Source organism: Streptomyces sp. TLI_185 (assembly GCF_003814765.1).
Taxonomy (GTDB): domain Bacteria; phylum Actinomycetota; class Actinomycetes; order Streptomycetales; family Streptomycetaceae; genus Streptomyces.
In genome coordinates this window covers 10,020,074-10,041,764 of the sequence record NZ_RKRB01000001.1, presented here as the reverse complement: position 1 = coordinate 10,041,764, position 21,691 = coordinate 10,020,074, and the positions used below count along the sequence as shown (strand labels likewise).

Annotated in this window: 20 protein-coding genes and 1 pseudogene; 14 read left to right on the top strand and 7 right to left on the bottom strand. The window is 70.5% G+C overall.

Annotated elements, in window-relative coordinates:
- Window positions 1–161: 161 nt before the first annotated feature.
- Window positions 162–2,597, top strand: a complete 2,436-nt coding sequence (gene pepN / locus EDD92_RS46130) for an aminopeptidase N (RefSeq protein WP_123969855.1) — start codon at window positions 162–164, stop codon at window positions 2,595–2,597.
- Between the two features lie 93 nt (window positions 2,598–2,690).
- Here the strand turns inward: pepN and EDD92_RS46125 are convergent, their stop codons facing one another.
- The gene (locus EDD92_RS46125; RefSeq protein ID WP_123969854.1) at window positions 2,691–3,566 is read right to left on the bottom strand and encodes a lysozyme; all 876 of its coding nucleotides are present in this window, start codon (window positions 3,564–3,566) and stop codon (window positions 2,691–2,693) included.
- A 182-nt stretch (window positions 3,567–3,748) separates the two neighbouring features.
- Here EDD92_RS46125 and EDD92_RS46120 point away from each other — a divergent pair, with 182 nt between their 5' ends.
- Together EDD92_RS46120 and EDD92_RS46115 are read left to right on the top strand one after the other, a co-directional pair.
- Entirely contained in the window at window positions 3,749–4,645 is an 897-nt protein-coding gene (locus EDD92_RS46120) for a PfkB family carbohydrate kinase (protein WP_260327208.1), read from the top strand.
- A gap of 301 nt (window positions 4,646–4,946) precedes the next feature.
- Window positions 4,947–6,215 (top strand): MFS transporter, encoded by a 1,269-nt coding sequence (locus EDD92_RS46115; protein ID WP_123969853.1) that lies wholly within the window; start codon window positions 4,947–4,949, stop codon window positions 6,213–6,215.
- A 184-nt stretch (window positions 6,216–6,399) separates the two neighbouring features.
- Here EDD92_RS46115 and EDD92_RS46110 read toward each other — a convergent pair whose 3' ends face one another.
- On the bottom strand, window positions 6,400–7,365 hold the full coding sequence (locus EDD92_RS46110) for a LysR family transcriptional regulator (RefSeq protein ID WP_123969852.1): 966 nt from the start codon (window positions 7,363–7,365) through the stop codon (window positions 6,400–6,402).
- A 154-nt stretch (window positions 7,366–7,519) separates the two neighbouring features.
- Here EDD92_RS46110 and EDD92_RS46105 point away from each other — a divergent pair, with 154 nt between their 5' ends.
- From EDD92_RS46105 to EDD92_RS46075, 7 genes are all read left to right on the top strand, one after another.
- The gene (locus EDD92_RS46105) at window positions 7,520–8,503 is read left to right on the top strand and encodes a fumarylacetoacetate hydrolase family protein (RefSeq protein WP_123969851.1); all 984 of its coding nucleotides are present in this window, start codon (window positions 7,520–7,522) and stop codon (window positions 8,501–8,503) included.
- Entirely contained in the window at window positions 8,500–9,462 is a 963-nt protein-coding gene (locus EDD92_RS46100; protein WP_123969850.1) for a cyclase family protein, read from the top strand. The genes EDD92_RS46105 and EDD92_RS46100 overlap by 4 nt, the downstream gene beginning before the upstream one ends.
- A gap of 182 nt (window positions 9,463–9,644) precedes the next feature.
- Entirely contained in the window at window positions 9,645–10,781 is a 1,137-nt protein-coding gene (locus EDD92_RS46095) for an FAD-dependent oxidoreductase (protein WP_123969849.1), read from the top strand.
- Window positions 10,778–11,815 carry an amidohydrolase family protein gene (locus EDD92_RS46090; RefSeq protein WP_399185228.1) on the top strand — a complete coding sequence of 346 codons (1,038 nt, stop codon included), beginning with the start codon at window positions 10,778–10,780 and terminating at the stop codon, window positions 11,813–11,815. The genes EDD92_RS46095 and EDD92_RS46090 overlap by 4 nt, the downstream gene beginning before the upstream one ends.
- A gap of 11 nt (window positions 11,816–11,826) precedes the next feature.
- On the top strand, window positions 11,827–12,765 hold the full coding sequence (locus EDD92_RS46085; protein WP_123969848.1) for a VOC family protein: 939 nt from the start codon (window positions 11,827–11,829) through the stop codon (window positions 12,763–12,765).
- Between the two features lie 105 nt (window positions 12,766–12,870).
- Entirely contained in the window at window positions 12,871–13,842 is a 972-nt protein-coding gene (locus EDD92_RS46080; RefSeq protein WP_123969847.1) for a fumarylacetoacetate hydrolase family protein, read from the top strand.
- Between the two features lie 14 nt (window positions 13,843–13,856).
- On the top strand, window positions 13,857–14,585 hold the full coding sequence (locus EDD92_RS46075) for an SDR family NAD(P)-dependent oxidoreductase (protein WP_123970856.1): 729 nt from the start codon (window positions 13,857–13,859) through the stop codon (window positions 14,583–14,585).
- A 61-nt stretch (window positions 14,586–14,646) separates the two neighbouring features.
- Here EDD92_RS46075 and EDD92_RS46070 read toward each other — a convergent pair whose 3' ends face one another.
- Window positions 14,647–15,060, bottom strand: a complete 414-nt coding sequence (locus EDD92_RS46070) for a DUF6069 family protein (RefSeq protein WP_123969846.1) — start codon at window positions 15,058–15,060, stop codon at window positions 14,647–14,649.
- 286 nt (window positions 15,061–15,346) lie between these two features.
- Window positions 15,347–16,348: a LacI family DNA-binding transcriptional regulator gene (locus EDD92_RS46065; RefSeq protein ID WP_123969845.1), complete on the bottom strand. Its 1,002-nt coding sequence runs from the start codon at window positions 16,346–16,348 to the stop codon at window positions 15,347–15,349.
- Between the two features lie 215 nt (window positions 16,349–16,563).
- Here EDD92_RS46065 and EDD92_RS46060 point away from each other — a divergent pair.
- The 4 genes and pseudogenes from EDD92_RS46060 to EDD92_RS46045 form a co-directional block, all read left to right on the top strand.
- Window positions 16,564–16,954 (top strand): annotated as a pseudogene (locus tag EDD92_RS46060) (PfkB family carbohydrate kinase); the annotation flags it as partial.
- Window positions 16,955–17,124: 170 nt separating this feature from the next.
- Window positions 17,125–18,141 (top strand): Gfo/Idh/MocA family protein, encoded by a 1,017-nt coding sequence (locus EDD92_RS46055; RefSeq protein ID WP_123969844.1) that lies wholly within the window; start codon window positions 17,125–17,127, stop codon window positions 18,139–18,141.
- Complete coding sequence (locus EDD92_RS46050) at window positions 18,138–19,004, top strand: sugar phosphate isomerase/epimerase (RefSeq protein ID WP_123969843.1); 867 nt, start codon at window positions 18,138–18,140, stop codon at window positions 19,002–19,004. The genes EDD92_RS46055 and EDD92_RS46050 overlap by 4 nt, the downstream gene beginning before the upstream one ends.
- Before the next feature lie 499 nt (window positions 19,005–19,503).
- On the top strand, window positions 19,504–19,998 hold the full coding sequence (locus tag EDD92_RS46045) for a trypsin-like serine protease (protein ID WP_260327207.1): 495 nt from the start codon (window positions 19,504–19,506) through the stop codon (window positions 19,996–19,998).
- A 39-nt stretch (window positions 19,999–20,037) separates the two neighbouring features.
- Here EDD92_RS46045 and EDD92_RS46040 read toward each other — a convergent pair whose 3' ends face one another.
- The 3 genes from EDD92_RS46040 to EDD92_RS46030 form a co-directional block, all read right to left on the bottom strand.
- Window positions 20,038–20,478, bottom strand: a complete 441-nt coding sequence (locus tag EDD92_RS46040; protein ID WP_123969842.1) for an OsmC family protein — start codon at window positions 20,476–20,478, stop codon at window positions 20,038–20,040.
- 211 nt (window positions 20,479–20,689) lie between these two features.
- Window positions 20,690–20,995, bottom strand: a complete 306-nt coding sequence (locus tag EDD92_RS46035; protein ID WP_123969841.1) for a hypothetical protein — start codon at window positions 20,993–20,995, stop codon at window positions 20,690–20,692.
- A 158-nt stretch (window positions 20,996–21,153) separates the two neighbouring features.
- On the bottom strand, window positions 21,154–21,654 hold the full coding sequence (locus EDD92_RS46030; RefSeq protein WP_123969840.1) for a cysteine dioxygenase family protein: 501 nt from the start codon (window positions 21,652–21,654) through the stop codon (window positions 21,154–21,156).
- Window positions 21,655–21,691 lie beyond the last annotated feature (37 nt).

The window sequence follows — 21,691 nt, the reverse complement described above, 5'->3', positions numbered from 1 at the left end:
CACCACGGATGACCGTACGACACTTGCTCGGGCTGCGGTCCGCATCCCCGGGGCCGAGTCAACTGCCAAGGACCCGGCGCCCGTTCGGCGCGCCGGAAAACCCTGAGCGCGGCGCCGCTCTCCGGCATACGCTGACGCCCGCTGTCTGCCGAGGAGGATGCATGGGGATCCGAAGCCTGACCCGTACCGAAGCCGAGCGCCGGGCCGCGCTGTTGACCGTCGAGCGGTACGACGTGGACGTCGACCTCACGGCGCTGCCGGACGGATCCGAGCTGCGGTGCGTGTCCACCGTGACCTTCACCTGTCACGAGCCGGGCGCCGAGAGCTTCGTGGACTGCGCTGCAGAGGTGGTCGGCGCCACGCTGAACGGCGCCGCTCTCACCCCGAGCGGTGACGGCCGGATCCCCCTGCCCGCCCTGGCCGGGCACAATGTGCTGCGCGTGGAGAGCGTCCAGGCCGACACAGCCACGGGCGGGGGCGTGCACAGGGCGACGGACCCCGCGGACGGCGAGGTCTACGTGTGGATGAGCTTCGAACCGGACGAGGCCCGGTTCGTCTGGGCGTGCTTCGACCAACCCGACCTCAAGGCCCCGCACGCCTTCACCGTCACGGCCCCCACCGCCTGGACCGTCACCAGCAACTCCGGCGGGGCGCACATCGAGGAACTGGGGACGGCCCGCCGCTGGACCTTCCCGGACACCCCGCCCCTGTCCACGTACAACACCGTCGTCAACGCGGGTCCCTTCCACGAGATCCGCCGCGAGGCAGACGGCCATGACCTCGGCCTGTACGCGCGCCGCTCGCTCGCCGAGGTCCTCGACCGCGATGCCGACGAGATCTTCACCCTGACCCGCCAGGGCCTCGCCTTCTACGGCGAGGTCTTCGCCATGCCGTTCCCGCAGCGCAGGTACGACCAGGTGTTCGTGCCCGAGTTCGGCGGGGCGATGGAGAACTACGGCTGTGTGACCTGGTCGGACGTGTTCTTGCGGAGGGCCGCGCCGACGCCCGCCGAGCGGGAGCTGCTCGCCAAGGTGCTGCTGCACGAGATGGCGCACATGTGGTTCGGCAACATCGTCACCATGCGCTGGTGGGACGACCTCTGGCTGAACGAGGCGTTCGCGGAGTTCGCCTGCCACTGGGCCGCCGAGCGCGCCACCCGGTACAGGGACGCCTGGGCGGGCCACCTGGTGGGCGACAAACTGAAGGCCTATCTGGCCGACCAGGGCCCGGTCTCCCACCCGATCCACCAGCCCATCCACGATGTCGCCCAGGCCGCGTCGATCTTCGACAACATCACCTATCCCAAGGGCGCCTCAGTCCTCCAGCAGCTCATGACGTATGTCGGCGAAGAGAACTTCCGGGCCGGGATGGCCGCCTACTTCGCCCGCCACGCGTGGGGCAACACCACGCTCCAGGACCTGATCGACTCCCTGGGCAAGGCGAGTGGACGAGACCTGGACGGCTGGCGCACGGCCTGGCTGGCGACGGCAGGCACCGACCGCTTCTCGCTGGAACGCGACGGCGAGACCGTCACGCTGGTGGCCGCCGGTGTCCCACGTCCGCAGGTTCTGGCGGTGGGCGCGTACGCCCGGGACGGACAGTCGCTGGAACGCAGGGCGCTGGTGCGCATCGAGGTGACGCAGCCCCGTACCCCGGTCGCCGGCCTGCCTCCTGCGCCGGACGTCCTGCTGATCAACGACGACGACCTGACCTTCGCCACGGCCCGCCCGGACCCCACGACCCTGAACGCTCTCTTGCGTACGGCTGCGGACCTGCCCACGGCCATCTCCCGGGGCGTGGCCGCCGCCACCGTGTGGGACATGCTGACCACCGGCGAGGCCACAGCCGTGGAGGCCGGGCAGTGCATCACCGCGGTCCTTGCGGCCGAGACGTCGGACGCCGTGATCGAGCCGTATCTGACCCTCGCCGCGAACATCGCCGAACTGTGGGCGCCGCCCGGTGAACGCGCGGAGCTGACGGCGGCGGTGGCCAGGACCTGTCGGGACCTCGCCGCGGACCCCGGCCGCCGCCAGGTCGCCCTGCGCGGGCTGGCCCGTACCGCCACAACCGCCGAAGACCTCGCCTGGCTGCGCGAAGAGGCGGGCGACGACGTCGATCTGCACTGGCGCGCGCTGGTCCGGGCGGCCGAACTGGGCGGGGACGTCTCGTCCGAGGCCGTCCTCCTGCTGGAACGCGACCCGGATCCCGACGCCTGGATCCGCGCCCTCACCGTACGAGCCGCCATGCCCGACGCCGTCACCAAGGCAGAGGTCTGGCAGAAGCTCGCCGTCGAGCGCGCCGTCCCGGTCTCCTCGGTCGGCCTGGTGGCAGCGGCCTTCTGGCGCCCCGCGCAGGACGACCTTCTCAACCCCTACACGCAGCGCTACCTGGAGGTGATTCCCCATCTGCACCAGGGTGGAATGATCCCGGCGATGGCGTTCACGAGCCACCTCTTCCCGCCCCACGCCATCGACTCCGGCTACATCGAAACCGCCCAGCAGATCTCCGACGAGGCAGCCCCGGTGGTCCGCAGCACACTCCTCGAACGCTCGGACATGGTCCGCCGCATGCTCCACTCGCGTTCCCGCAGGCCCTGACCGTTCCTGCGGGACGCCCGGAGCGCGCAGGCCCGGCCGCATCTCCCTGCGGCCGCGTCTGCACCGGCGGTCAGCTGCCGGCACCGGAAGCGGTCAGTCGTCGGCCCGTCGACCGGCCGCGAACTCTCGCAGTTTGTCCACGGAGGCGTTGAACCGGTCGCGGTCGCCGACGGTCGCCCCGGACGACGTGTACTGCCACATCATGTACGTCGACCAGCCCGCCGGAAGTTCACCCACCGTCGAGGCGTACCGGGCGACCCACAGGGGGTTGGTGGAGGCGAAGCCCTTGTAGCCGCCCGTGCAGTTGTTCCACCAGTTCGTGGCCGTGTAGATCACGGCGTTACGGCCGGTGCGGGCCTTGTAGCGGTTCAGGAAGGCACGGATCCAGGCCACCATCCCGCTCTTGGACTTGCCGTAACAGGCGTCACCGTAGGGGTTCCACTCGATGTCCAGGGCACCGGGCAGCGTCCGGCCGTCGGCGGACCAGCGCCCGCCGTGGTCGACGAAGTAGTTGGCCTGCGCGGCGCCGCTGCTGGAATCCGGCGCGGCGAAGTGGTACGCCCCGCGGACCATGCCGACGCCATACGCACCGTCGTACTGCTGAGCGAAGTAGGGGTTCTGGTAGGACGTCCCCTCCGTGGCCTTCGTGTAGGACCACCGGGCGCCGCTGCTCCACACGGCGGACCAGGCGACATCGCCCTGGTAGCTGGAGACGTCGACGCCCTCGGTCTGGCCGGCGTGCAGGGGCGGGGGATCGGGATCGGGATCGGAGTGAGCGCCCATTCCTTCGTACTTTCCGACGCCCATTCCCATATAGGCGCCGCCGCGCTCGGGGTCGGGCCAGGGTCCGGCCGCCGAGTACGCGGGCGGCATTGCGGGCAGGGTGAGGAGGAGGCCGGTCAGGGCAGCGATGAGACGCCAGCGCGAGCGGCCGTGCTGAGGACGGAAGCAGCTTGGCACGCAACCCATCTGACCCCGGGGCACGCCGCACCGCACGTCATGTACCGCCCAATGAACCCATCGCCGGTGCCGGAGTACTCCAATGGACGTGCCTGATGGCTGCGTTTGCGGCGATGCCATCGTTGCCGTCGTTGCCGTTTCCATCGGTTCGTAGGCTGACCGCATGCCCGTGCAGGAGGAGGTGCTGGCCGGTGGAGCCGACGACAGGGGGACGTCCTGAAGGGCTGTTCGTCGGCCTCTGCACGCTGGACGTCATTCAGCTCGTGGAGCATGCGCCGGCTTCGAACGAGAAACTGACGGCTCGTGAGCAGGTCGTCGCGGCAGGCGGTCCGGCGGCGAACGCGGCCGCGGCCTTCAGCCACCTGGGGGGCACGGCCAGACTGCTCACCGCGATCGGCTCCCATCCGCTGGGGCTGGGAATCACGGAAGACCTCGGCCGCCTGGGCGTGGCCGTGTCGGACCTGGCGGTGGAGTCGGCAGAGCCGCCGGCCGTGTCCTCCGTCCTGGTGACTGCCTCCACCGGGGAACGCGCCGTCGCCTCAACCAATGCGAAGGGCCACCGGCTCAGCCCGCCCGACGATCTCGACGTGTTGGTGGCCGCCTGCGACATCGCCGAGTTCGACGGCCATCACATGGACCTGGCCGTGGCCGCTGCCCGGCTCGCGCGTGCCGTCGGCCGTCCGACCGTCTTCGACGGGGGCAGCTGGAAGGACGGCACGCAGAACCTGCTGCCTTTCATCGATGTGGCCGTCTGCTCGGCCGACTTCCGCCCGCCCGGCGCGAGCACGCCGGCGGAGACGCTGCAGTTCCTTCGGGAGCACGGGGTCGTCTGGTCGGCGGTCAGCCGGGGAGCACGGCCCATCATGTGGGCCGGCCCCCACAGCAGCGGGACGGTGGACGTGCCTTCGGTCCATGTGGCGGACACCCTCGGGGCGGGTGACGTCCTGCACGGGGCGCTCGCTCATCACCTCGCCCTCCAGGGACCGCTGACATCGGAGGGCTTCGCGCAGGCCCTGCGGGGTGCGGCCGCGGTGGCCTCGCGGGCGTGCGGGTCGTTCGGCACACGCGCCTGGATGCAGGGAGGATGAGCCGCACCCTCCGCTGGTGCACCCCGCTCAACCTGTGATTGAAGACTCAAACGCAGATTCCACATGCCAGGACGCCCTGACGGCACCCCTCGTTGCAGCTCATCCATGACGTGGATGCACCGGATACAGGATTCGGATCGCGCCAAGGATGGCGGCCGGGCTCCGGACGGGCCCATAGTCGTCCCTACCCGCACGCCGCTGTCCGGACCAGCCGCCGTCGTGCGGCCGTCCCCTGCATGCCGTGCGTCGATGGCGCCCCTGCCAGGCATGCCCGATTCCGTACACCGTCCCTGGAGTCGCCATGCCCGGTTCCGTCCCGCCGCCGTCCGCCACCGCGGTCGACGCCGCCGCTTCGTCGCCCGTAGCCGTCTCGGGCCCACGCCATCTGCTGCGTGTGACCCTGCTGATGGCGGGCAGTTGTCTGCCGATCCTGGGGGCGGTGCTCATCGCGCCGGTGCTGCCGAAGATGCAGGACCACTTCGGATCCGTTCCGGGTGCCAAGGCGCTGGTGCCTCTCGCGCTGACCGTTCCGGCGCTGGCGCTGGCCCTGCTGGCCCCGTTCGCCGGCGTGATCGTGGACCGGCTCGGCCGCAAGCGGCTGCTGATCGTGGCGACCCTGCTGTACGCCCTGTTCGGCACCGCCCCGCTCTGGCTCGATTCGCTCGGCGCCATCATCGCCAGCCGCGCCCTCGTCGGTGTCACCGAGGCCGCGATCATGACGTGCTGCACCACGCTGATCGGCGACTACTACTCGGGGCAGCGGCGGGTGAAGTACCTCGCCCTGCAGACCATGTGCGCCTCTGCGTCGGCCACCGTCTTCTTCGTCCTCGGCGGCGCCGCCGGATCGGCGGGCTGGCGCGTGCCTTTCTGGGTGTACGCCGTGAGCCTGGCGCTCGCCCCGCTGATGGTGAGCGCCCTGCCCGACCCGGCTGCACGCCCGGCCGCCGTCACGGAACCGGAGGTGGTGGAGGCCCGACGACCGTTCCCGTGGCGGGAGTTGGGGGGCGTCTGCGCCCTGACCTTCTTCGGCGCGATGGTCTTCTACACCGTCCCGGTGGAGATGTCGTACCTGCTCGACGACCTCGGGATGAAGAACCCCGGTGTGATCGGTCTTGCCACGGCGGTCGCCAGTGCCGCGACCGTTGGCGGGGCGATCACCTTCGCCCGTCTCAAGCGCTCCCCGGACGCGCTGCTGCCGGCCGTTCTCGCTGTCTGCGCGGTCGGCTTCGGGGTGATGTTCCTCGCGGGCAGCACACCTCTGCTGGTCGCCGGAGCAGTGATCAACTGTCTGGGCACGGGCATGCTGCTGCCCGCCCTGCTCACCAGCGCCATGTCCCGGCTGGCCTTCGAGGACCGCGGCCGTGGCACGGGGCTGTGGACGGCGTCCTTCTTCGGCGGTGAGTTCGTCTGCCCGCTGGTGCTGCTCGCCGTGGAGTCGGCGGTGGGCAGCCTCGCCGGCGCCGTGGGCGTACTGGGGCTGGCCGCCGCTCTCGTCGCGGCGGGACTGCTGGCGGCCCGCCGCCGCATGCCCGCCGCCGATCCCCGTCCGCTGCCCGGACAACTGGCCTGAGCCACACGCACGCCCCCAGCCACAGACGCCTTGCTCAGGAGCCGACGCCGGGCCGGGTCACAGCCGGCCCGGTGGCCGCGGCGGGCACCCCGCCGCCGTAGACCCTCGGCCACGACCCGGGTCCCACACACCCACACGCACCACCACCACCGACACGTCACCAGCCGGCCGACACCGAACCCGATCACCGCCGGCCCGGCGCCGGGCCGGCGCCCTGTGTGCCGGCGTCGGCCGTCTCATGGCCGTTGCCCGTCAGCGTCGCGCCCACCTCTGCCGCCTTCTGCCGGAGCCAGATGTGGGCCGCGTCCTGAGCATGCACCGGGTGCCACCACAACGCCTCCTGTACCGGTACGGCCTCGAAGGGGCACGGCAGGACGCGTACCGCCGCCGAGCGGGCCGCTCTGCGGGCCAGACGTTCCTGGATCATCGCGACCCGGCTGGTGCCCTCGACCATGTGGGGCAGCAACTGGAAGGTCTGCACGGACACCTCCACCCGGGGGCTGATGCCGATCATGCTGAGCTGGCGGGCCGCGGGGGCGTCGTAGGGGCGCTGGTAGACGGCCCAGGGCAGGCGCGCCAAGTGATCGAGGGTGAGTTCGTCGCCGATCTCGGGGTTGTCGTCCGCGACCAGGCACAGCCATCGGTCCTGGTGGAGGTCGACGGCGGGCAGGCCGTCGATCACCCCGTGCGGCATCAGCAGGCCGTCGACCGTGCTCAGCGCGGTGGCCGGGTTCTCCACGACGGACGGCGGCGTGTGCTGGAAGGTGAGCCGGATGCCGGGCGCCTCGTGGTGCAGGGCGCGGGCGAGCGCGGCACCGAAGACGGCCGTGCCGTAGTCGGCGGAGAACAGCGTGAACTCCCGGCTCTCCGCTGCCGGATCGAAGTCCGCCTGGCTGGAGAAGACGCGTTCCAGCAGATCGCAGGCGGTCACGCTGCGGTCCCGCAGGGCGAGACCGAGCGGTGTCAGCTCGTAGGAGTTCCCGGTCCGTGCGAGCAGTTCGTCGCCGAAATGACGGCGCAGTCTGGCCAGCGCCGCGCTCATCGCGGGCTGGCTCAGTCCGATGCGCTCGCCGGCCCGGGTGACGTTGCGCTCCTGCAGCAGCGCACGCAGGGCGACGACCAGATTGAGGTCGAGTCGGGAAAGGTTCACCGGTTACCACCTAGGAGCGAGCTGGCGAGCTGATGGATGCGGACAGCCGACCTGTGGGCCATCCATGTCATGGATGAAGTGGATCCACAGGATTGATTTCCCTGATTGATTGATCGGGGCCACAGTAGACCGCAACCCAGCAGGAGGAAATCTGATGGCAACGCTCGTGCAACCTGCAGGCCCCTTCGCGCTCGGCACCTTCTCCGCCCACGACGGGGACCTCTTTCCCGGCCTGCTGGCCGAGGACCGGGTACTCGACCTGCGCAAAGCCCTGGACTGGGCACCGTCCGGAGTGCGTGACGTGGTGGAGCGGTGGGAGCAGGCCCTTCCCGTGCTGCGCGCCCTGGCGGCCGACACCGGCCTCGGCTGGCGGCCGCTGGAGGGCCTGCGGGTGCACGCCCCGCTGGAGCCCCGACAGATCTTCCAGTCCGGCGCCAACTACCGCCAGCACGTGATCGACCTGGAGGTCGCCCACCGCTCCCCCGACGACCCGCGCACGGTCGAGGAGGCCCGCGCCGAGACCGCCGCGATCATGGACCGCCGGGCCGCCGAGGACCTGCCTTACGTGTTCATCGGTCTGCCCAGCACCGTCACGGGACCGTACGACGACGTCGTACTCCCCGACTGGGCCGAACAGCCGGACTGGGAGCTGGAGTTGGCGGCCGTCATCGCCAAGCCCGCCTACCGGGTGTCGGTGGAAGAGGCCCTCGAACACGTCGCCGGGTACACGATCGCCAACGACCTCACCGACCGCGCCACCGTCTTCCGCCGGGACATGAAGGCCATCGGCACCGACTGGCTGCGCTGCAAGAACGCCCCCGGCTTCACCCCGCTCGGGCCGTGGCTCGTGCCGGCCGAGTCGATCGCGGACCCGGGAGACCTTCGGGTCACGCTGAAGCTGAACGGCGACACCATGCAGGACGAGTCCACAAAGGACATGCTCTTCGGGGTCGCGCGGCTGGTGTCGTACATCTCCCGGACCTCCCAACTCCTGCCCGGCGACCTGGTGTTGACCGGCAGCCCGGCCGGCAACGGCATCCACTGGGGCCGGCTGCTGCGCGACGGCGACGTCATGGAGGGCTCCATCACCGGTCTGGGCGTCCAGCGCACCCGATGTGTGGCGGAGAAGGCGTCATGACCCTTGACCGTCACGACCCGGAAGGCGCGATCGCCGAGGCCGCCAAGGCCTACTCGAACTGGGGGCGCTGGGGCGAGGACGACGTGCTCGGCACCCTCAACTTCCTCGACGAGGCCAAGCGGCGCGAAGGCGCTGCGCTCGTGCGCCGGGGGGCCAGCTTCTCGCTGTCGCAGTCCTTCGACATGAACGGGCCGCAGAAAGGCTGGCGCCGGCGGACCAACCCCGTCCACACGATGCTCGACACCGGGACCGACGCCGCACTCGGCAACCAGGGCTTCCCGCACGGCATCGGCGGCGCCGACGACGTGATCGCCATGCCGTTGCAGTGCTCCACCCAGTGGGACGGGCTCGGCCACATCTTCGACCACGGCAGGGCCTGGAACGGGCGGGCGGCCGAGAAGGTCGTCACCTCCGACGGCGACCTCGTCACCGGCATCGAGCACATGGCTCCGTATGTCGCCGGACGCGGGGTCCTCCTCGACGTGGGCCAAGTGATCGGCGTGGACGGTGAGTTGCCCGACGGGTTCGCGATCACCGAGGAGCATCTGACCGCGGCCGCCGCCACACACGGGGTGACCGTCGGGCGCGGCGACATCGTCCTCGTACGGACCGGGCGCCTCGCCCGCGCCCGCCGCGAGGGCTGGGGCGACTACGCGGGCGGACCCGCGCCGGGCCTGTCGTTCACCACCGCAGGCTGGCTGCACGGCACCGAGATCGCCGCGATCGCCACCGACACCTGGGGTTTCGAGGTACGGCCCAACGAATTCGAGGGCGCCTTCCAGCCGCTGCACCAGGTCGTCATCCCCAACGTCGGACTGCTGGTCGGCGAGATGTGGGACCTCGACGCGCTCGCCGCGGACTGCGCCGAAGACGGCGTGTACGAGTTCTGGCTCACCGCCGCGCCACTGCCCATCACCGGTGCGGTCGGCTCCCCGGTCAACCCCATCGCCGTCAAGTAACCCTCACAGTCGCGCCCTGAAAAAGGCGCGGGACTGCATCGATGTGCGACTGCGTCGCGTGAGCGCGGCCGGACACAGGCGGCCCGCACCTGTCGTACCGCACTCGCAGCGGAGCGCCCCGCGGGCGAGCCGCATCCCTCGCCGCCCGAAGCCGTGCGGCCCGACCGGGAGGTATCCCCTACATGACCGATCCCTGCGCCCGTTCCGTACTCGTCGTCGGCGGAGGCGCCTCCGGCAACGCCGTCACGATCCTGCTGCGCCGTGCAGGCATCACGGTGGACCTGATCGAGGCCAGCCCGGACTGGCACTCCTCCACCGGCTCCGGCATCACCCTCCAGGGCAACGCCCTCAGGGTGCTGCGCGAGCTGGGCGTGTGGGAGCAGGTGAGCGCCTACGGGTTCGCCTTCGGCTCGGTGGGGGTGACCGCCGCCGACGGCACCGTGCTGTTCGTCGCCGAGGACCTCCAGACCGGCGGGCCGGACCTGCCCGCCACCCTCGGCATGCAGCGCCCCCGGCTCCAGCAGATCCTGAGCGAGGCGGTCCGCGCGTCCGGCGCCACCGTGCACCTGGGCGTCACGGCCGAGTCCCTGGAGCAGGACACCGACGGCGTCTCGGTACGGTTCAGCGACGGAACCGAGGGCCGGTACGACCTGGTGGTCGCCGCCGACGGCCTCAACTCGGCGACCCGCGCCGCGATCGGCATCACCGACAAGCCCGCACCGACCGGCATGGCCATCTGGCGCATCGCCGCCCCGCGTCCCGAGGGCCTGGACCGCACCGACCTCGCCCACGGCGGCCCTGCCTACATCGCCGGGTACTGCCCCACCAGCGAGAGCACCATCTACGCCTACGTCGTGGAGGGTTGCCGGGACCGTGCGTCGATCCCCCCGGAGTCCTACGCCGACGAGATGCGCGGGCTGGCGCAGGGCTACGGCGGCTTCTGGCCCGAGATCGTGAAACACATCGACGATCCGGCCAAGGTGAACTACACCTGGTTCGACCGCCACCTGGTGGAGGGCCCCTGGCACCGCGGCCGGGTCGTGCTGGTCGGGGACGCCGCGCACTGCTGCCCGCCCACCCTCGCGCAGGGCGCGGCGATGTCCCTCGAGGACGCCTCCGTCCTGGCCGAGCTGCTGACCACCCGCGAGGACTGGGACGACCGGCTCTTCACCGACTACCGGGACCGGCGGCTGCCCCGGGTGCGCATGGTCGTCGACGCCTCGGTACAGCTCGGCCAGTGGACGCTCGACGGGGTGCGCGACGCCGACATACCCGGGCTGATGGGCCGCATCATGAACGCGCTGAAGGAACTCCCGTGACCGATTCGACCGACCATCCGACCGACCCCTTGTCCGTGCCGACGATCCCGACCATCGACGTCCATGCCCACGTCCTGCTCCCGGAGGTCGAGGAGGCCGTCGCCGGGCACCCCGGGCTCGCCGGGGCGCGCGACCTCGACGCCCGCCGCAACGGGCCGGCGGCCCTGGCCGTGAACGGTCCGATGGTCGGGGCGCGCGTGCCGCAGCTGACGGACGCCGCCGTGCGGCTGGCGGCGATGGACGCGCAGGGCGTGGACGTCCAGCTGGTCAGCCCGTCCCCGTCGCACTACCACTACTGGGCCAAGCCCCAACTGGCCCAGCAGGTATGCCGGTTGGCCAACGAGGGCACCGCCGCGCACTGCGCGAAGGCCCCCGACCGGCTGCACGGCCTCGGCCTGATCCCGCTCCAACACCCCGGTCTGACCGTGGAGTTGCTCGACCACGCGCTGGACCAGGGACTGAAGGGCGTGGAGATCTCCTCGCACGCGCCCGGCCGCGAGTTGTCGGATCCCGCATACGAGCCCTTGTGGTCCCGGGCGGAGGAGACCGGCGCGCTGGTCTTCCTGCACCCGTTCGGCTGCACGCTCGACGAGCGTCTGGATCAGTGGTACCTGTCCAACACCGTCGGCCAGCCCGTCGAGAACGCGGTCGCCCTCTCCCACCTGATCTTCTCCGGCGTCCTGGACCGCCATCCGGGTCTGAAGCTGATCGCGGCGCACGGCGGCGGCTATCTGCCCACCCACATCGGCCGCTCCGACCACGCCTGGCGGGCCCGCCCCGACGCCCGGCGCTGCGCACGGCAGCCGAGCAGCTATCTGCAGCAGCTCCACTTCGACTCCCTCGTCCACGACCCCCACGTACTGCGCGAGTTGCTCCGGACCGCCGGACCGGAGCGGGTCCTGCTCGGCTCCGACTTCCCCTTCGACATGGGCACCGACGATCCGCTGGGCGCGCTGCGCGCGGCGGACCTGCCCGAACCCGACTTCCACGCGGTGCGGGGCGGCAACGCCGCCGCCCTGCTCAACCTCGCCTGAGGAGGCCCTCCATGAGCAACCGCCTGCTCACCCATCTGCGGCACGTCGACCTCGCCGTGCCCGACTACGACAAGCAGCTCGACTTCTACGCCGGCGTGTGGGGCCTGACCAAGGTCGCCGAGGACTCCGGCATCTCCTTCCTGGCCGCCGAGGGCAGCCCCGAGCAGTACGTCATCCGGCTGCGCAAGGCCGAGGAGAAGCGCCTCGACCTGGTCTCCTACGGTGCAGGGAGCGCGGCCGACGTCGACACCTTTGCCGAGCAACTCCTCGCCAGCGGTGTGCAGTTGATCTCACAGCCGGGCAAGGTGGACACCCCCGGTGGTGGCTACGGCTTCCGCTTCTTCGACGTCGACGGCCGCACCATCGAGGTCTTGGCCGACGTCCGGGTACGGCAGCACCGCAGGATCGAGGAGAAGGAGTCCATCCCGGTCAAGCTGTCGCACGTCGTCCTCAACTCCCCGGATCTGAACCGCACCCGGGAGTGGTACGAGCGCCACATGGGCTTCCGTCTCTCCGACACGCTCAGCTCGCCGCACATGGGCGAGGTCATGCACTTCATGCGGATCTCCAACCAGCACCACTCGATGGCCATCGCGCAGGGCCCGCACACCGCCCTGCACCACGTCTCCTTCGAGATGCGCGGTCTGGACGAGTACATGCGCGGCTCCGGGCGCGTGATGCGGGCCGGCGTCAGGAAGATCTGGGGCCCGGGCCGTCACATGGCCGGCGACAACACCTTCACCTACTTCCTCGACCCGCACGGCAACACGGTCGAGTACACGACGGAGCTGGAGGTCCTGGACGAGGACACCTGGCACCCGCACGTCTACGACTTCTCCCGGCCCGAGGTCACCGACCAGTGGGGCACCGCGAACCCGATGAACGAACTGATCGCCAAGGAGTCCTTCAACGACGTCGACCGCGGCGTCTTCGTCGCCCCGCCGGTCTGACGGCCCTCCCCCGGTCGCCGGGGGCGCGGCAGCCCTGTCACGCCCTGACTCCCCGCCGCGCCCCCGGCCCTCGCGCCCGCCCTCCCCTCCGACAGGACACCGCCCATGCGTTTCGCCACGTACGAGTACCGCAACCGCCGCCAAGTGGCCGTCGTCGAGGAGGACGGCACGCTCCACCCCCTGCCCGGCGTCACCTCACTGACCGGACTGCTCGCCGAGGGCGGCGGTCTGCCCGAACTGCTCGACGCGGGCTCCGCGATGACGGACATGCCGGCCGGCCCCCACGTCTCGGACGTACGGCTGCTGCCACCGCTCCAGCCGCCCACCGTACGGGACTTCGTCACCTTCGAGGAGCACGTCGAAGGCATACGGCGGTCCGTGGACGGCAGCGCGGGCGTGCCCGAGCAGTGGTACGCGGCCCCCACGTTCTACTTCACCAACCCGTACGCGGTGTACGGCCCGGGCGACGACATCCCCATGCCGCCGGGGTCGAGCGTGCTGGACTTCGAGCTCGAGGTCGCCGCCGTGATCGGCAAGGAGGGCCGCGACCTCACCCCCGAGCAGGCCCGTGAGCACATCGTCGGCTACACCGTCCTCAACGACTGGTCCGCCCGCGACCTGCAGTCCGCCGAGATGCGAGTGGGTCTCGGCCCGTGCAAGGGCAAGGACACCGCCACCACCCTGGGCCCGTACCTGGTCACCGCCGACGAACTGGACGAGTACCGCGACGACGACGGGTTCCTGCGGCTGGGTCTCTCCGCCGCGGTGAACGGTGAGGTGGTCGGCAAGGACCTGCTGTCCAACATGAGCTGGACGTTCGAGGAGATGGTCGCCTACGCCTCCCGCGGGACCTGGGTGCGCCCCGGAGACGTCCTCGGCTCGGGCACCTGCGGCAACGGCGGCTGCCTCGCCGAGCTGTGGGGCGTACGAGGCCGGCAGGACCCGGCGCCACTGAAGCCCGGCGACACGGTCACGCTCACCGTCGAGGGCATCGGCAGCGTCTCCAACACCGTGGTGCACGGCTCCGATCCACTGCCCGTCCCGGCCGGCCGGCGCCGCTCGCGGGAGCGGCCGTGAGCGGACCCCGTCCGATGCGGCTGCTCGGCAAGGTCGTCGTGGTGACCGGCGCGGCGGGCGGCCAAGGCGCCGCGGAGGCCGAGGCACTCACCCGCGAGGGCGCCCGGGTGATCGCCACCGATGTGACAGAGGAGCCCGGCTGCCGCCGCCTCGACGTCACCAGCGAGCAGGACTGGGCCCAACTCGCCGCCGAACTGCGCGAGTCGTACGGGCAGGTGCACGGCCTGGTCAACAACGCGGGCGTCACGTGGCGCGCCCGCATCGACGAGGTGCGCCCCGAGGACATGGCCCGCGTCCACGCCGTCAACGTCACCGGGCCGCTGCTCGGCATCCAGCACCTGGTGCCGCTGATGCGCGCGGGGGCGTCGATCGTGAACGTCGGCTCGTCTGCGGCGCTCACCGCCCACTACCCGGTCGCGTACACGGCCAGCAAGTGGGCGCTGCGCGGCCTGTCGAAGACCGCCGCCATGGAACTGGGGATCCGCGGCATCCGCGTGAACACCATCCACCCCGGCTTCATCGAGACGGACATGACCGCCTCCGCGGCGCCGGCCTTCCGGGAGGCGAACCTCTGTCTGACCCCGCTCGGCCGCACCGGCACGGTGGACGACATCACCCCGCTCGTCACGTTCCTCCTCTCGGACGACTCCGCCTTCATCACCGGAGCCGAGATCCCGGTGGACGGCGGCCTCACCTCCCACGGCGGCATGATGCCGATCTCGGACGCCCTGCGCCGGATGTGAGCGTCGTCCCAGGAGGGCAGGACCCATGGGTCCTGCCCTCTCGACGGCTTCCGGCCCGTCCCTACGAAAGGGGCATGACCTTGCGGTAGGTGAACACCGCGGCCGCCGCGACCACGACATGCATCAGGAGCAGCGCACCGACGCCGGTCGCGCCCCCGGCACCGAAGAGCAGGAAGTCGGGAACGAAGGAAATCACGACGAGAGTCGGCACCAACCACCGCACCAGCGCCTCGGGAGCCTTCGACACCTTGCGCACAATGGCCCAGCCGACGGCGCCGGCCACCACGCCGACCGCCGTCAGGAATATGTACGAGGACGCCTTCAACGGCTTGAAGTCGTCGGGTGCGCCCGCGGCCAGGGCGAGGAGAGCGAGCACCGCGTCCGCCGCGGAGGCCACCACTATCGCGGCGAGCACACCTCCCACCACAACAAGCGGCCCACGGCGGACGGCGACTGCGTCAGATGCAACAGACATGGCAACTCCAGGGAGGGGGACGGCGGGAGCGGGAGCTTCGCCGTGAAGCGTTTGAAGTCTCAAACGAGAGTCTGGACGAATGTGTTTGATAATTCAAGCTGTGAGCTGCTTGAGCGCGCCGATCACGCGCTCAAGCAGCTCACGCCGAGCGGTCGCAACCATGGCCGCTTCCCTGGAGTTCCGGCCCACCCTGCGCCCGCCACCGGCATCACCACAGCGGCGCCGAGGCCCGTCGGCCGTCATTGCGACCGCCGATCCCTCCCCTGGGACGACCCCAACGCCTCTCTCAGGCCGGCGGTTCCGGGGCCGGTCCGCTGGTGCCCCGGACCACCAGCTTGGGGTCCAGGACGGCCTCCCGCGGTTCCAGCTCCGGCTTCTCCAGCCGTTCCACGGCGAACCGTACGGCGTGCTCCGCCATGAGCCGCGCGTCCTGGCGCACGGTGGTCAACCCGATCGGCATCAGATGGGAGAGATGACTGTCGTCGTACCCGACGACGGACACATCGCGGGGGACCTCGATGCCGGCCCGGGTCAGGGCCATCAACAGGCCCCATGCGCAACGGTCGTTGCCCGCGAGGACGGCCGTCGGCACGGGCAGCCCCTGGCCACGCTCCGCCACCAGCAGCCGTCCGGTCTCGATGCCGGACTGCTCGGTGTGCTCACCGGGAATCACCCGCAGTTCGGACTCCAGGCCATGGCGGCGCATCGCCGCCCGATAGGCGCGCCGGCGGTCGGCGGAGCCCGGGCCACGACCGCCGTCGATGTGCACGATCCGGCGGTGGCCCAGTCCGACGAGGTGGTCCATCGCCTGCCGCACACCCTTGCCCTCGGCGCTGTGCACGAAGTCCACGCGGGCGCGCGGCACCCTGCGGCTGACCGAGACGGTGACCGCGCGCTGCCCGAGCTCGTCGAGGTAGGCGGGCTCCGCGTCGGGGCCGAGCAGGATCAGCGCCTCGCAGCGGTGGCCGAGCAGCGCCTCGACGGCCTTGGCCTCGCTGCGCGCCTGGGCGGACGCGGAGAGCAGGACGTCGTAGCCGAGCCGTTCCGCCTCCGGGTAGATGCCCTCGATGAGGTCCGTGTGGAAGGTCTGGTGCACGGTGAACATCACACCGATCGTGCGACTGCGCCCGCGCGCCAGCAGCCGGGCCGCGCTGTCGGGGCGGTAGCCGATCTCGTCCGCGACCCGCAGCACCCGTTGCCGGGTCTCCTCGCTCGCCCCCGGCTGGTTGCGGAACACGATCGAGACGAGCGCCCGGGAGACGCCCGCCTGCTCGGCGACGTCTGCCATCGTGGGCCGCTGCTTGCCCGATGCATCCACCTGTGAACCCACCCTCCGACGTCGCCCACCTTATCGGGCGGTCGAGAAATCTCCCGGCAACAAGCTATTGACATGACATTTGGACAGGGGTCATCGTACTCGGACTAGAGCGCGCTAGTAGAGCGCGCCAGGAAGTCTTCCATGACAGCTCCCCGGAGCCTCCGGAGCGAAGGGAAACCGGCGTTATGCCGTTCGAAGTGCCGACCATGGGCCGGGCGGGAGTGGATGTGTCTCCGCTCCAGACGGGGGCTGGGCCTGGCGGAGGTCACATCGTTCGGCAAGTACCTGGGCGGCAGCCCGACGAACGTCGCCGTGGCGGCCCCTCGCTACGGGCGCTCCGCGGCCGTGATCACCAAGACCGGCCGGGACCCGTTCGGCAACTCCCTGCACACCACCTTGGAGGGCTACGGCGTCGACCCCCGGTTCGTCGGTACGTCGGACATCGCGCCGACGCCGGTGACGTTCTGCGAGATCTTCCCGCCGGACGACTTCCCGCCGTACTTCTACCGGCAGCCGAAGGCTCCCGACCTGGGCATCCGGCCGCAGGAGCTGGAGTTGGGCACGGTGCGGGAAGCGGCGGATGGTGGCGGGGATCTTCTCCTTCACCTTCGTGAAGCTCTACGTCCCCGAGACCAAGGGCCGCACGCTCGAGACGCTCGAAGCCGAACTCCGGGCGCGCTTCTCCTGAACCCCCCTCCGTCCCCGGGCCGACGGCGGCCCGGGGACCGCAGAAAGGACCACCTCCCATGACTGTGCGCGTAGGCGTCATCGGCGCCGGCTGGATCGGCAAGGAGCACATCCGGCGCCTCAGCCACACCGTCACCGGCGCGCGGGTCACCGCGGTCACCGACATCGACTCCGTCCGTGCTGCTGAGGCGGCGGCCCCGGTCGGCGCCCGGGTGCTGCCCGACGGTGCGACCGTGGTCGCTGCGGACGACGTGGACGCCGTCCTCGTGACGTCCTGGGGCCCGACCCACGCCGAGCACGTACTGAACGCGATCGCTGCCGGAAAGCCGGTGTTCTGCGAAAAGCCCCTCGCCACCACCGCCGAGGACTGCCTGAAGATCATAGAAGCGGAGTCCGCCCACGGCCGCCGCCTGGTGCAGGTCGGCTTCATGCGCCGCTACGACCTCGGCTACCGGCAGATGAAGCAGGTCATCGACGCCGGCCGGATCGGCGAGCCACTGATCGTGCACTGCGCCCACCGCAACCCCACCGTCCCGCAGTCCTACACCTCCGGCATGGCCGCCCTGGACACGGCGGTGCACGAGGTGGACGTGCTGCGCTGGCTGCTCGACGACGAGATCGTCTCCACCCAGGTGATCACCCCGCGCGCCACCAGCAAGCGGTTCGAGCACCTCAAGGACCCGCAGATCATGCTGTTCGAGACCGCCAAGGGGGTCCGCATCGATCTCGAGGTCTTCGTCAACTGCCAGTACGGCTACGACATCCAGTGCGAGGCGGTGGGCGAGGAGGGTCTCGTACGGCTGCCCGACCCCGCCGCGGTCGGTGTGCGCACCGCCGCCCAGCACAGCACCGAGGGGCTCACGGACTGGGTGGGCCGCTTCCGGGACGCCTTCGACACCGAGTTCCGCGAGTGGGTCGCCGGTATCGCCGCCGGCGAGGAGCCCACCGGCCCCTCGGCCTGGGACGGCTACGCCGCGACCGTCATCACCAGCGCGACCGTCGAGGCCCTGGAGTCGGGCCGCATCGTCGCCACGGACCTCAAGCCCCGCCCTGTCTTCTACGGAGGTGCCGCGTGAAGATCGCCCTCGACCCGTACATGTTCCGTTCCCTGCCGATCGACGACATGGTGCGCACGGTCGCCGGACTCGGCTACGAGTACATCGAGTTGTCGCCGCGTGACGACTTCATGCCGTTCTTCCTGCACCCGCGGGCCGACGACGAACGCATCGCCGCCCTGAAGAACTCGCTGCGCACGCACGGTGTGCAGCTTTCCTCCGTACTGCCGCTGTACAAGTGGTCGTCACCGGACGAGACAGAGCGGCAGGCCGCGGTCCGCTACTGGAAGCGGATGATCGAGATCACGGCCGAGCTCGAATGTCCGCTGATGAACTCGGAGTTCAACGGGCGCCCCGAGCGTGCCGCCGAGAGTGAGGCCGCCTTCTGGCGCTCGCTGGAAGAGTTGCTGCCGCTGTTCGAGCGTGAGGGCATCGCCCTCAACCTGGAGGCCCACCCGGACGACTTCTGCGAGGAGAACACCCCGGCGGTCGACCTGGTCCGCGCCATCAACAAACCGTGGGTGAACTACCTCTACTGCGCACCGCACTCCTTCCACCTCTCCGGGGCGGACCCGACGGCGGACATCGCGGCGATGATGCGCTACGCCGGGGACAAGCTGCAGCATGTGCACATCGCGGACTCCTTCAACCACAAGGGCTCCAGCGGCCTGCGCTACATCCTCAATCCGCCCGGCACCCAGGCCCGTATCCACCAGCATCTCGACATCGGCCAGGGCGAGGTCGACTGGGACGCCTTCTTCGGCACCCTGCGCGAACTGGACTTCGACGGCGTCGCCACGGCCTGCGTCTTCGCCTGGGAGGAACGCGCCAAGGACTCCTCGGCCTTCATGCTCGACCGCATCACCAAGGAACTCACCGCGTGACCGGCCGCCCCACCGGGCGGATCTGACCCGTACACCGGAGTTCCGGGGGCGGGCGTCCTCAGGCACGGACCAAGTTCCGGCCGGAGGACGCCCGGCCTCACTGCCTTGGCCCCGGGGCCGCCCGACCGGCCTGCTCTCCCTCGGCCGAATGGCCGACCGTTCGCCGGGATACGGCCCTTTCCCCGTCCCATCACCGGCCATGTGGCCGAAGCCCCCGCCCCCGCCTCCCCGCGATGGTTGATCCAGGTCGGAGACAACGCCTCGCTGATCACAGTGACGCCTCACCCCGGCCGTCGTCTTCTGTCCGGTCAATCAGCGAGGAGCGCCCCATTCATGCACCACAACCAACGAATCGCCATGGCCGCCGGTGCCGGGCTCGCCGCCGCACTGGCCATACCCGTCGGTTCCGCCCATGCGATCAGCGGCGGCAAGGCCGTATCTTCCGCGGCCTGGGCCGTACAGGTCTACAAACAACGGGCGATTCGCCTGCACCGGCACGATGCTCACCAACCGGTGGGTGCTCACCGCCTATCACTGCTACGACGACGAACCGGGGAAGATGTCGGTGCGGGTCGGGTCCGTCCGGATCGGACACGGCACCAAGGTCGACGTGACGAAGATCCGGCACCTGGAAACGGACGGCGTCGACGACGTCGCGCTGTTCCGGCTGGCCGAGCCGGTCAAGGCGCCGCACATCAAGCTCACGGACACCGACCCGCGCAAGGGGGCCGTCGTGAACATCTACGGTTACGGCTCGTTCGGCAAGCACCCGAAGAACCTTCGCGAGGCCACCGTCCGTGTCACCGGCGTCGAGCACGACCCCATCATCGGCCGGGCGATCTGGACCAAGAAGCTCAGCGGTGACACCGAGCCGGGCGACTCCGGCGGTCCCGCCTTCTACAAGGGCAAGCAGGTCGGCGTCCTGTTCGGACCGAACGAGTACAGCAGCGTCGCCTCGCACCGAGCCTGGATCAAGAAGGTCACCGGGGTCTGAGCCCTTCCGGTCACGTCATCGCAGGTACCTGAGGCATGGTCAGGCCTCCTCGACCGTGACGGTGACGGGCGTGCCGGTCTCGACCGTGCGGCTGACCGTGCAGAGCCGGTCGTGGGAGGTCCTGACGGCCCGGGGAAGAATCGCCCTGGCCCGGTCCGCGCCGTCGCCGTCCGGGAAAGCGACGGAGAAGGTGACCTGGAGACCGGTCATCCGGTTGCCGAGCTCGTCATTGATCTTGTTGCCGGTCACCGCGACGGAGAACCTGGTCGGCTCCGCGTGGCGGCTGGTGGCGATGTCGACGTCGACCGCGGTGCAGCCGCCGAGCGCGGCGAGCAGCAGCTCGACCGGGGTGAATTCGTCCTCCCTGTGCGGTTCGGAACCGGTCCCGAAGCTGATCGTGCCGCCGCGGGCGTTCGTCGCGACGAAGTGTCCGGTGCTGGTTCGCTCGACGGTGACGGAGCGCAGGGAGTCTTCGGTCATGGCGACGACACTATGCGCTCCGCTGGGTGTGCGGCGACGTGCCGTCGTTTGTCCGCGGCATCGTCGTGGCTGATCACGCCCGCGCGGCGGAGCCGCATGTCGGCTCAGCCCCGCGCCCCTTCAAAGGGCACGCGAGCCTGGCAGGGCGGGGGAAGAGGGACTTGTCCCTCTTCCCCCGCCCTGTGGGTGGTGGCGGTCCTGCCGCCGGTGATCAGTTGCAGAGGAGGACGATCAGACCGCTGCAGTCGTCGCCGTCATCGTCATGGCCACCACCATGACCACGGCCACGGTGACCTCTTTCCTCACCGTGGCCCTGGGCCGAGATCCGCTCGGCAGCGGTCGTCTTTGCGGTGAGCTGCACGGCGGGGGTCGCGGCAGCGGCGGAGGCGGCGGTCGCCGCCCCGGCCGCGCAGGCTATGCCCAGCACGGCACTCACCGCGAATATTCGCGGAAGTCGGAAAGCAATCTTGTTGGCGCTGCTGGGGCGAGTGGGGTTGTTCCCCTGCGTTGTGTTCATGCAGCCACCTTGCACACCCCTGCGGCCAATTTCGCTCCGAGCGCGGCCAATTGGGTGAGCCCTGCGGAACGGGGCCCTTCGCAGGTCCCGCGGCGCGTCGCGAGCGCTCCTCCGCAAGCACGAACTCGCCTTTCTCAGACCGGACTTGCGCGCCCCCCTCAGGCGGCCGGAGTGTCCAGGGGGCGCAGCTCGTCCGCGTACGAGACGGAGATGCGGCGCATCAGGCCGTCCGCGGAGATGTCGTACTGGCCCAGGCGCCACAGCGGCGGGGAGTAGGCGTGGATCGAGACGGCGTCGTCGGTGGCGCCGGTGAGCCGGTGGATGTGCTCGGGGCCGAAGCAGAAGGATGTGCCGGCGTCGACGGTGACGCGCAGATGGCGGCCGCCGATGCGCGGGGTGGACTCCTCGAGCGCGCCCTGTACGACGCTCACGGCGCCGGCGGAGAGGTCGTGGTCGTGCCAGCCGGTGTCGTTCTGCCGGGTCCAGCACAACAGCCAGACGTCGACGTAGGCGTCGCGGTACAGGGATGCGTAGTGCCGCTCGTGGTCGGAAAAGGCCACGTGGGCCCGCCAGAGGTCCGGGCGGGAGGCGAGGTCCGTCACGAGTGCCTGGAGTTCGCGCTTGTCGAGGGTCCGCTCGGGCAGGGACTCGTACGTCATGGGTGTGGCTCCTTTCAGGGTGCGTCCGGCACGGGGC

What these genes read in the sequence shown, in the direction of transcription:
- pepN (WP_123969855.1), top strand. Translation starts at nt 162, where the DNA reads ATGGGGATCCGAAGCCTGACCCGTACCGAAGCCGAGCGCCGGGCCGCG.
- EDD92_RS46125 (WP_123969854.1), bottom strand. Translation starts at nt 3,566, where the DNA reads ATGGGTTGCGTGCCAAGCTGCTTCCGTCCTCAGCACGGCCGCTCGCGC.
- EDD92_RS46115 (WP_123969853.1), top strand. Translation starts at nt 4,947, where the DNA reads ATGCCCGGTTCCGTCCCGCCGCCGTCCGCCACCGCGGTCGACGCCGCC.
- EDD92_RS46105 (WP_123969851.1), top strand. Translation starts at nt 7,520, where the DNA reads ATGGCAACGCTCGTGCAACCTGCAGGCCCCTTCGCGCTCGGCACCTTC.
- EDD92_RS46100 (WP_123969850.1), top strand. Translation starts at nt 8,500, where the DNA reads ATGACCCTTGACCGTCACGACCCGGAAGGCGCGATCGCCGAGGCCGCC.
- EDD92_RS46095 (WP_123969849.1), top strand. Translation starts at nt 9,645, where the DNA reads ATGACCGATCCCTGCGCCCGTTCCGTACTCGTCGTCGGCGGAGGCGCC.
- EDD92_RS46085 (WP_123969848.1), top strand. Translation starts at nt 11,827, where the DNA reads ATGAGCAACCGCCTGCTCACCCATCTGCGGCACGTCGACCTCGCCGTG.
- EDD92_RS46080 (WP_123969847.1), top strand. Translation starts at nt 12,871, where the DNA reads ATGCGTTTCGCCACGTACGAGTACCGCAACCGCCGCCAAGTGGCCGTC.
- EDD92_RS46075 (WP_123970856.1), top strand. Translation starts at nt 13,857, where the DNA reads ATGCGGCTGCTCGGCAAGGTCGTCGTGGTGACCGGCGCGGCGGGCGGC.
- EDD92_RS46070 (WP_123969846.1), bottom strand. Translation starts at nt 15,060, where the DNA reads ATGTCTGTTGCATCTGACGCAGTCGCCGTCCGCCGTGGGCCGCTTGTT.
- EDD92_RS46065 (WP_123969845.1), bottom strand. Translation starts at nt 16,348, where the DNA reads ATGGCAGACGTCGCCGAGCAGGCGGGCGTCTCCCGGGCGCTCGTCTCG.
- EDD92_RS46055 (WP_123969844.1), top strand. Translation starts at nt 17,125, where the DNA reads ATGACTGTGCGCGTAGGCGTCATCGGCGCCGGCTGGATCGGCAAGGAG.
- EDD92_RS46045 (WP_260327207.1), top strand. Translation starts at nt 19,504, where the DNA reads ATGCTCACCAACCGGTGGGTGCTCACCGCCTATCACTGCTACGACGAC.
- EDD92_RS46040 (WP_123969842.1), bottom strand. Translation starts at nt 20,478, where the DNA reads ATGACCGAAGACTCCCTGCGCTCCGTCACCGTCGAGCGAACCAGCACC.
- EDD92_RS46035 (WP_123969841.1), bottom strand. Translation starts at nt 20,995, where the DNA reads ATGAACACAACGCAGGGGAACAACCCCACTCGCCCCAGCAGCGCCAAC.
- EDD92_RS46030 (WP_123969840.1), bottom strand. Translation starts at nt 21,654, where the DNA reads ATGACGTACGAGTCCCTGCCCGAGCGGACCCTCGACAAGCGCGAACTC.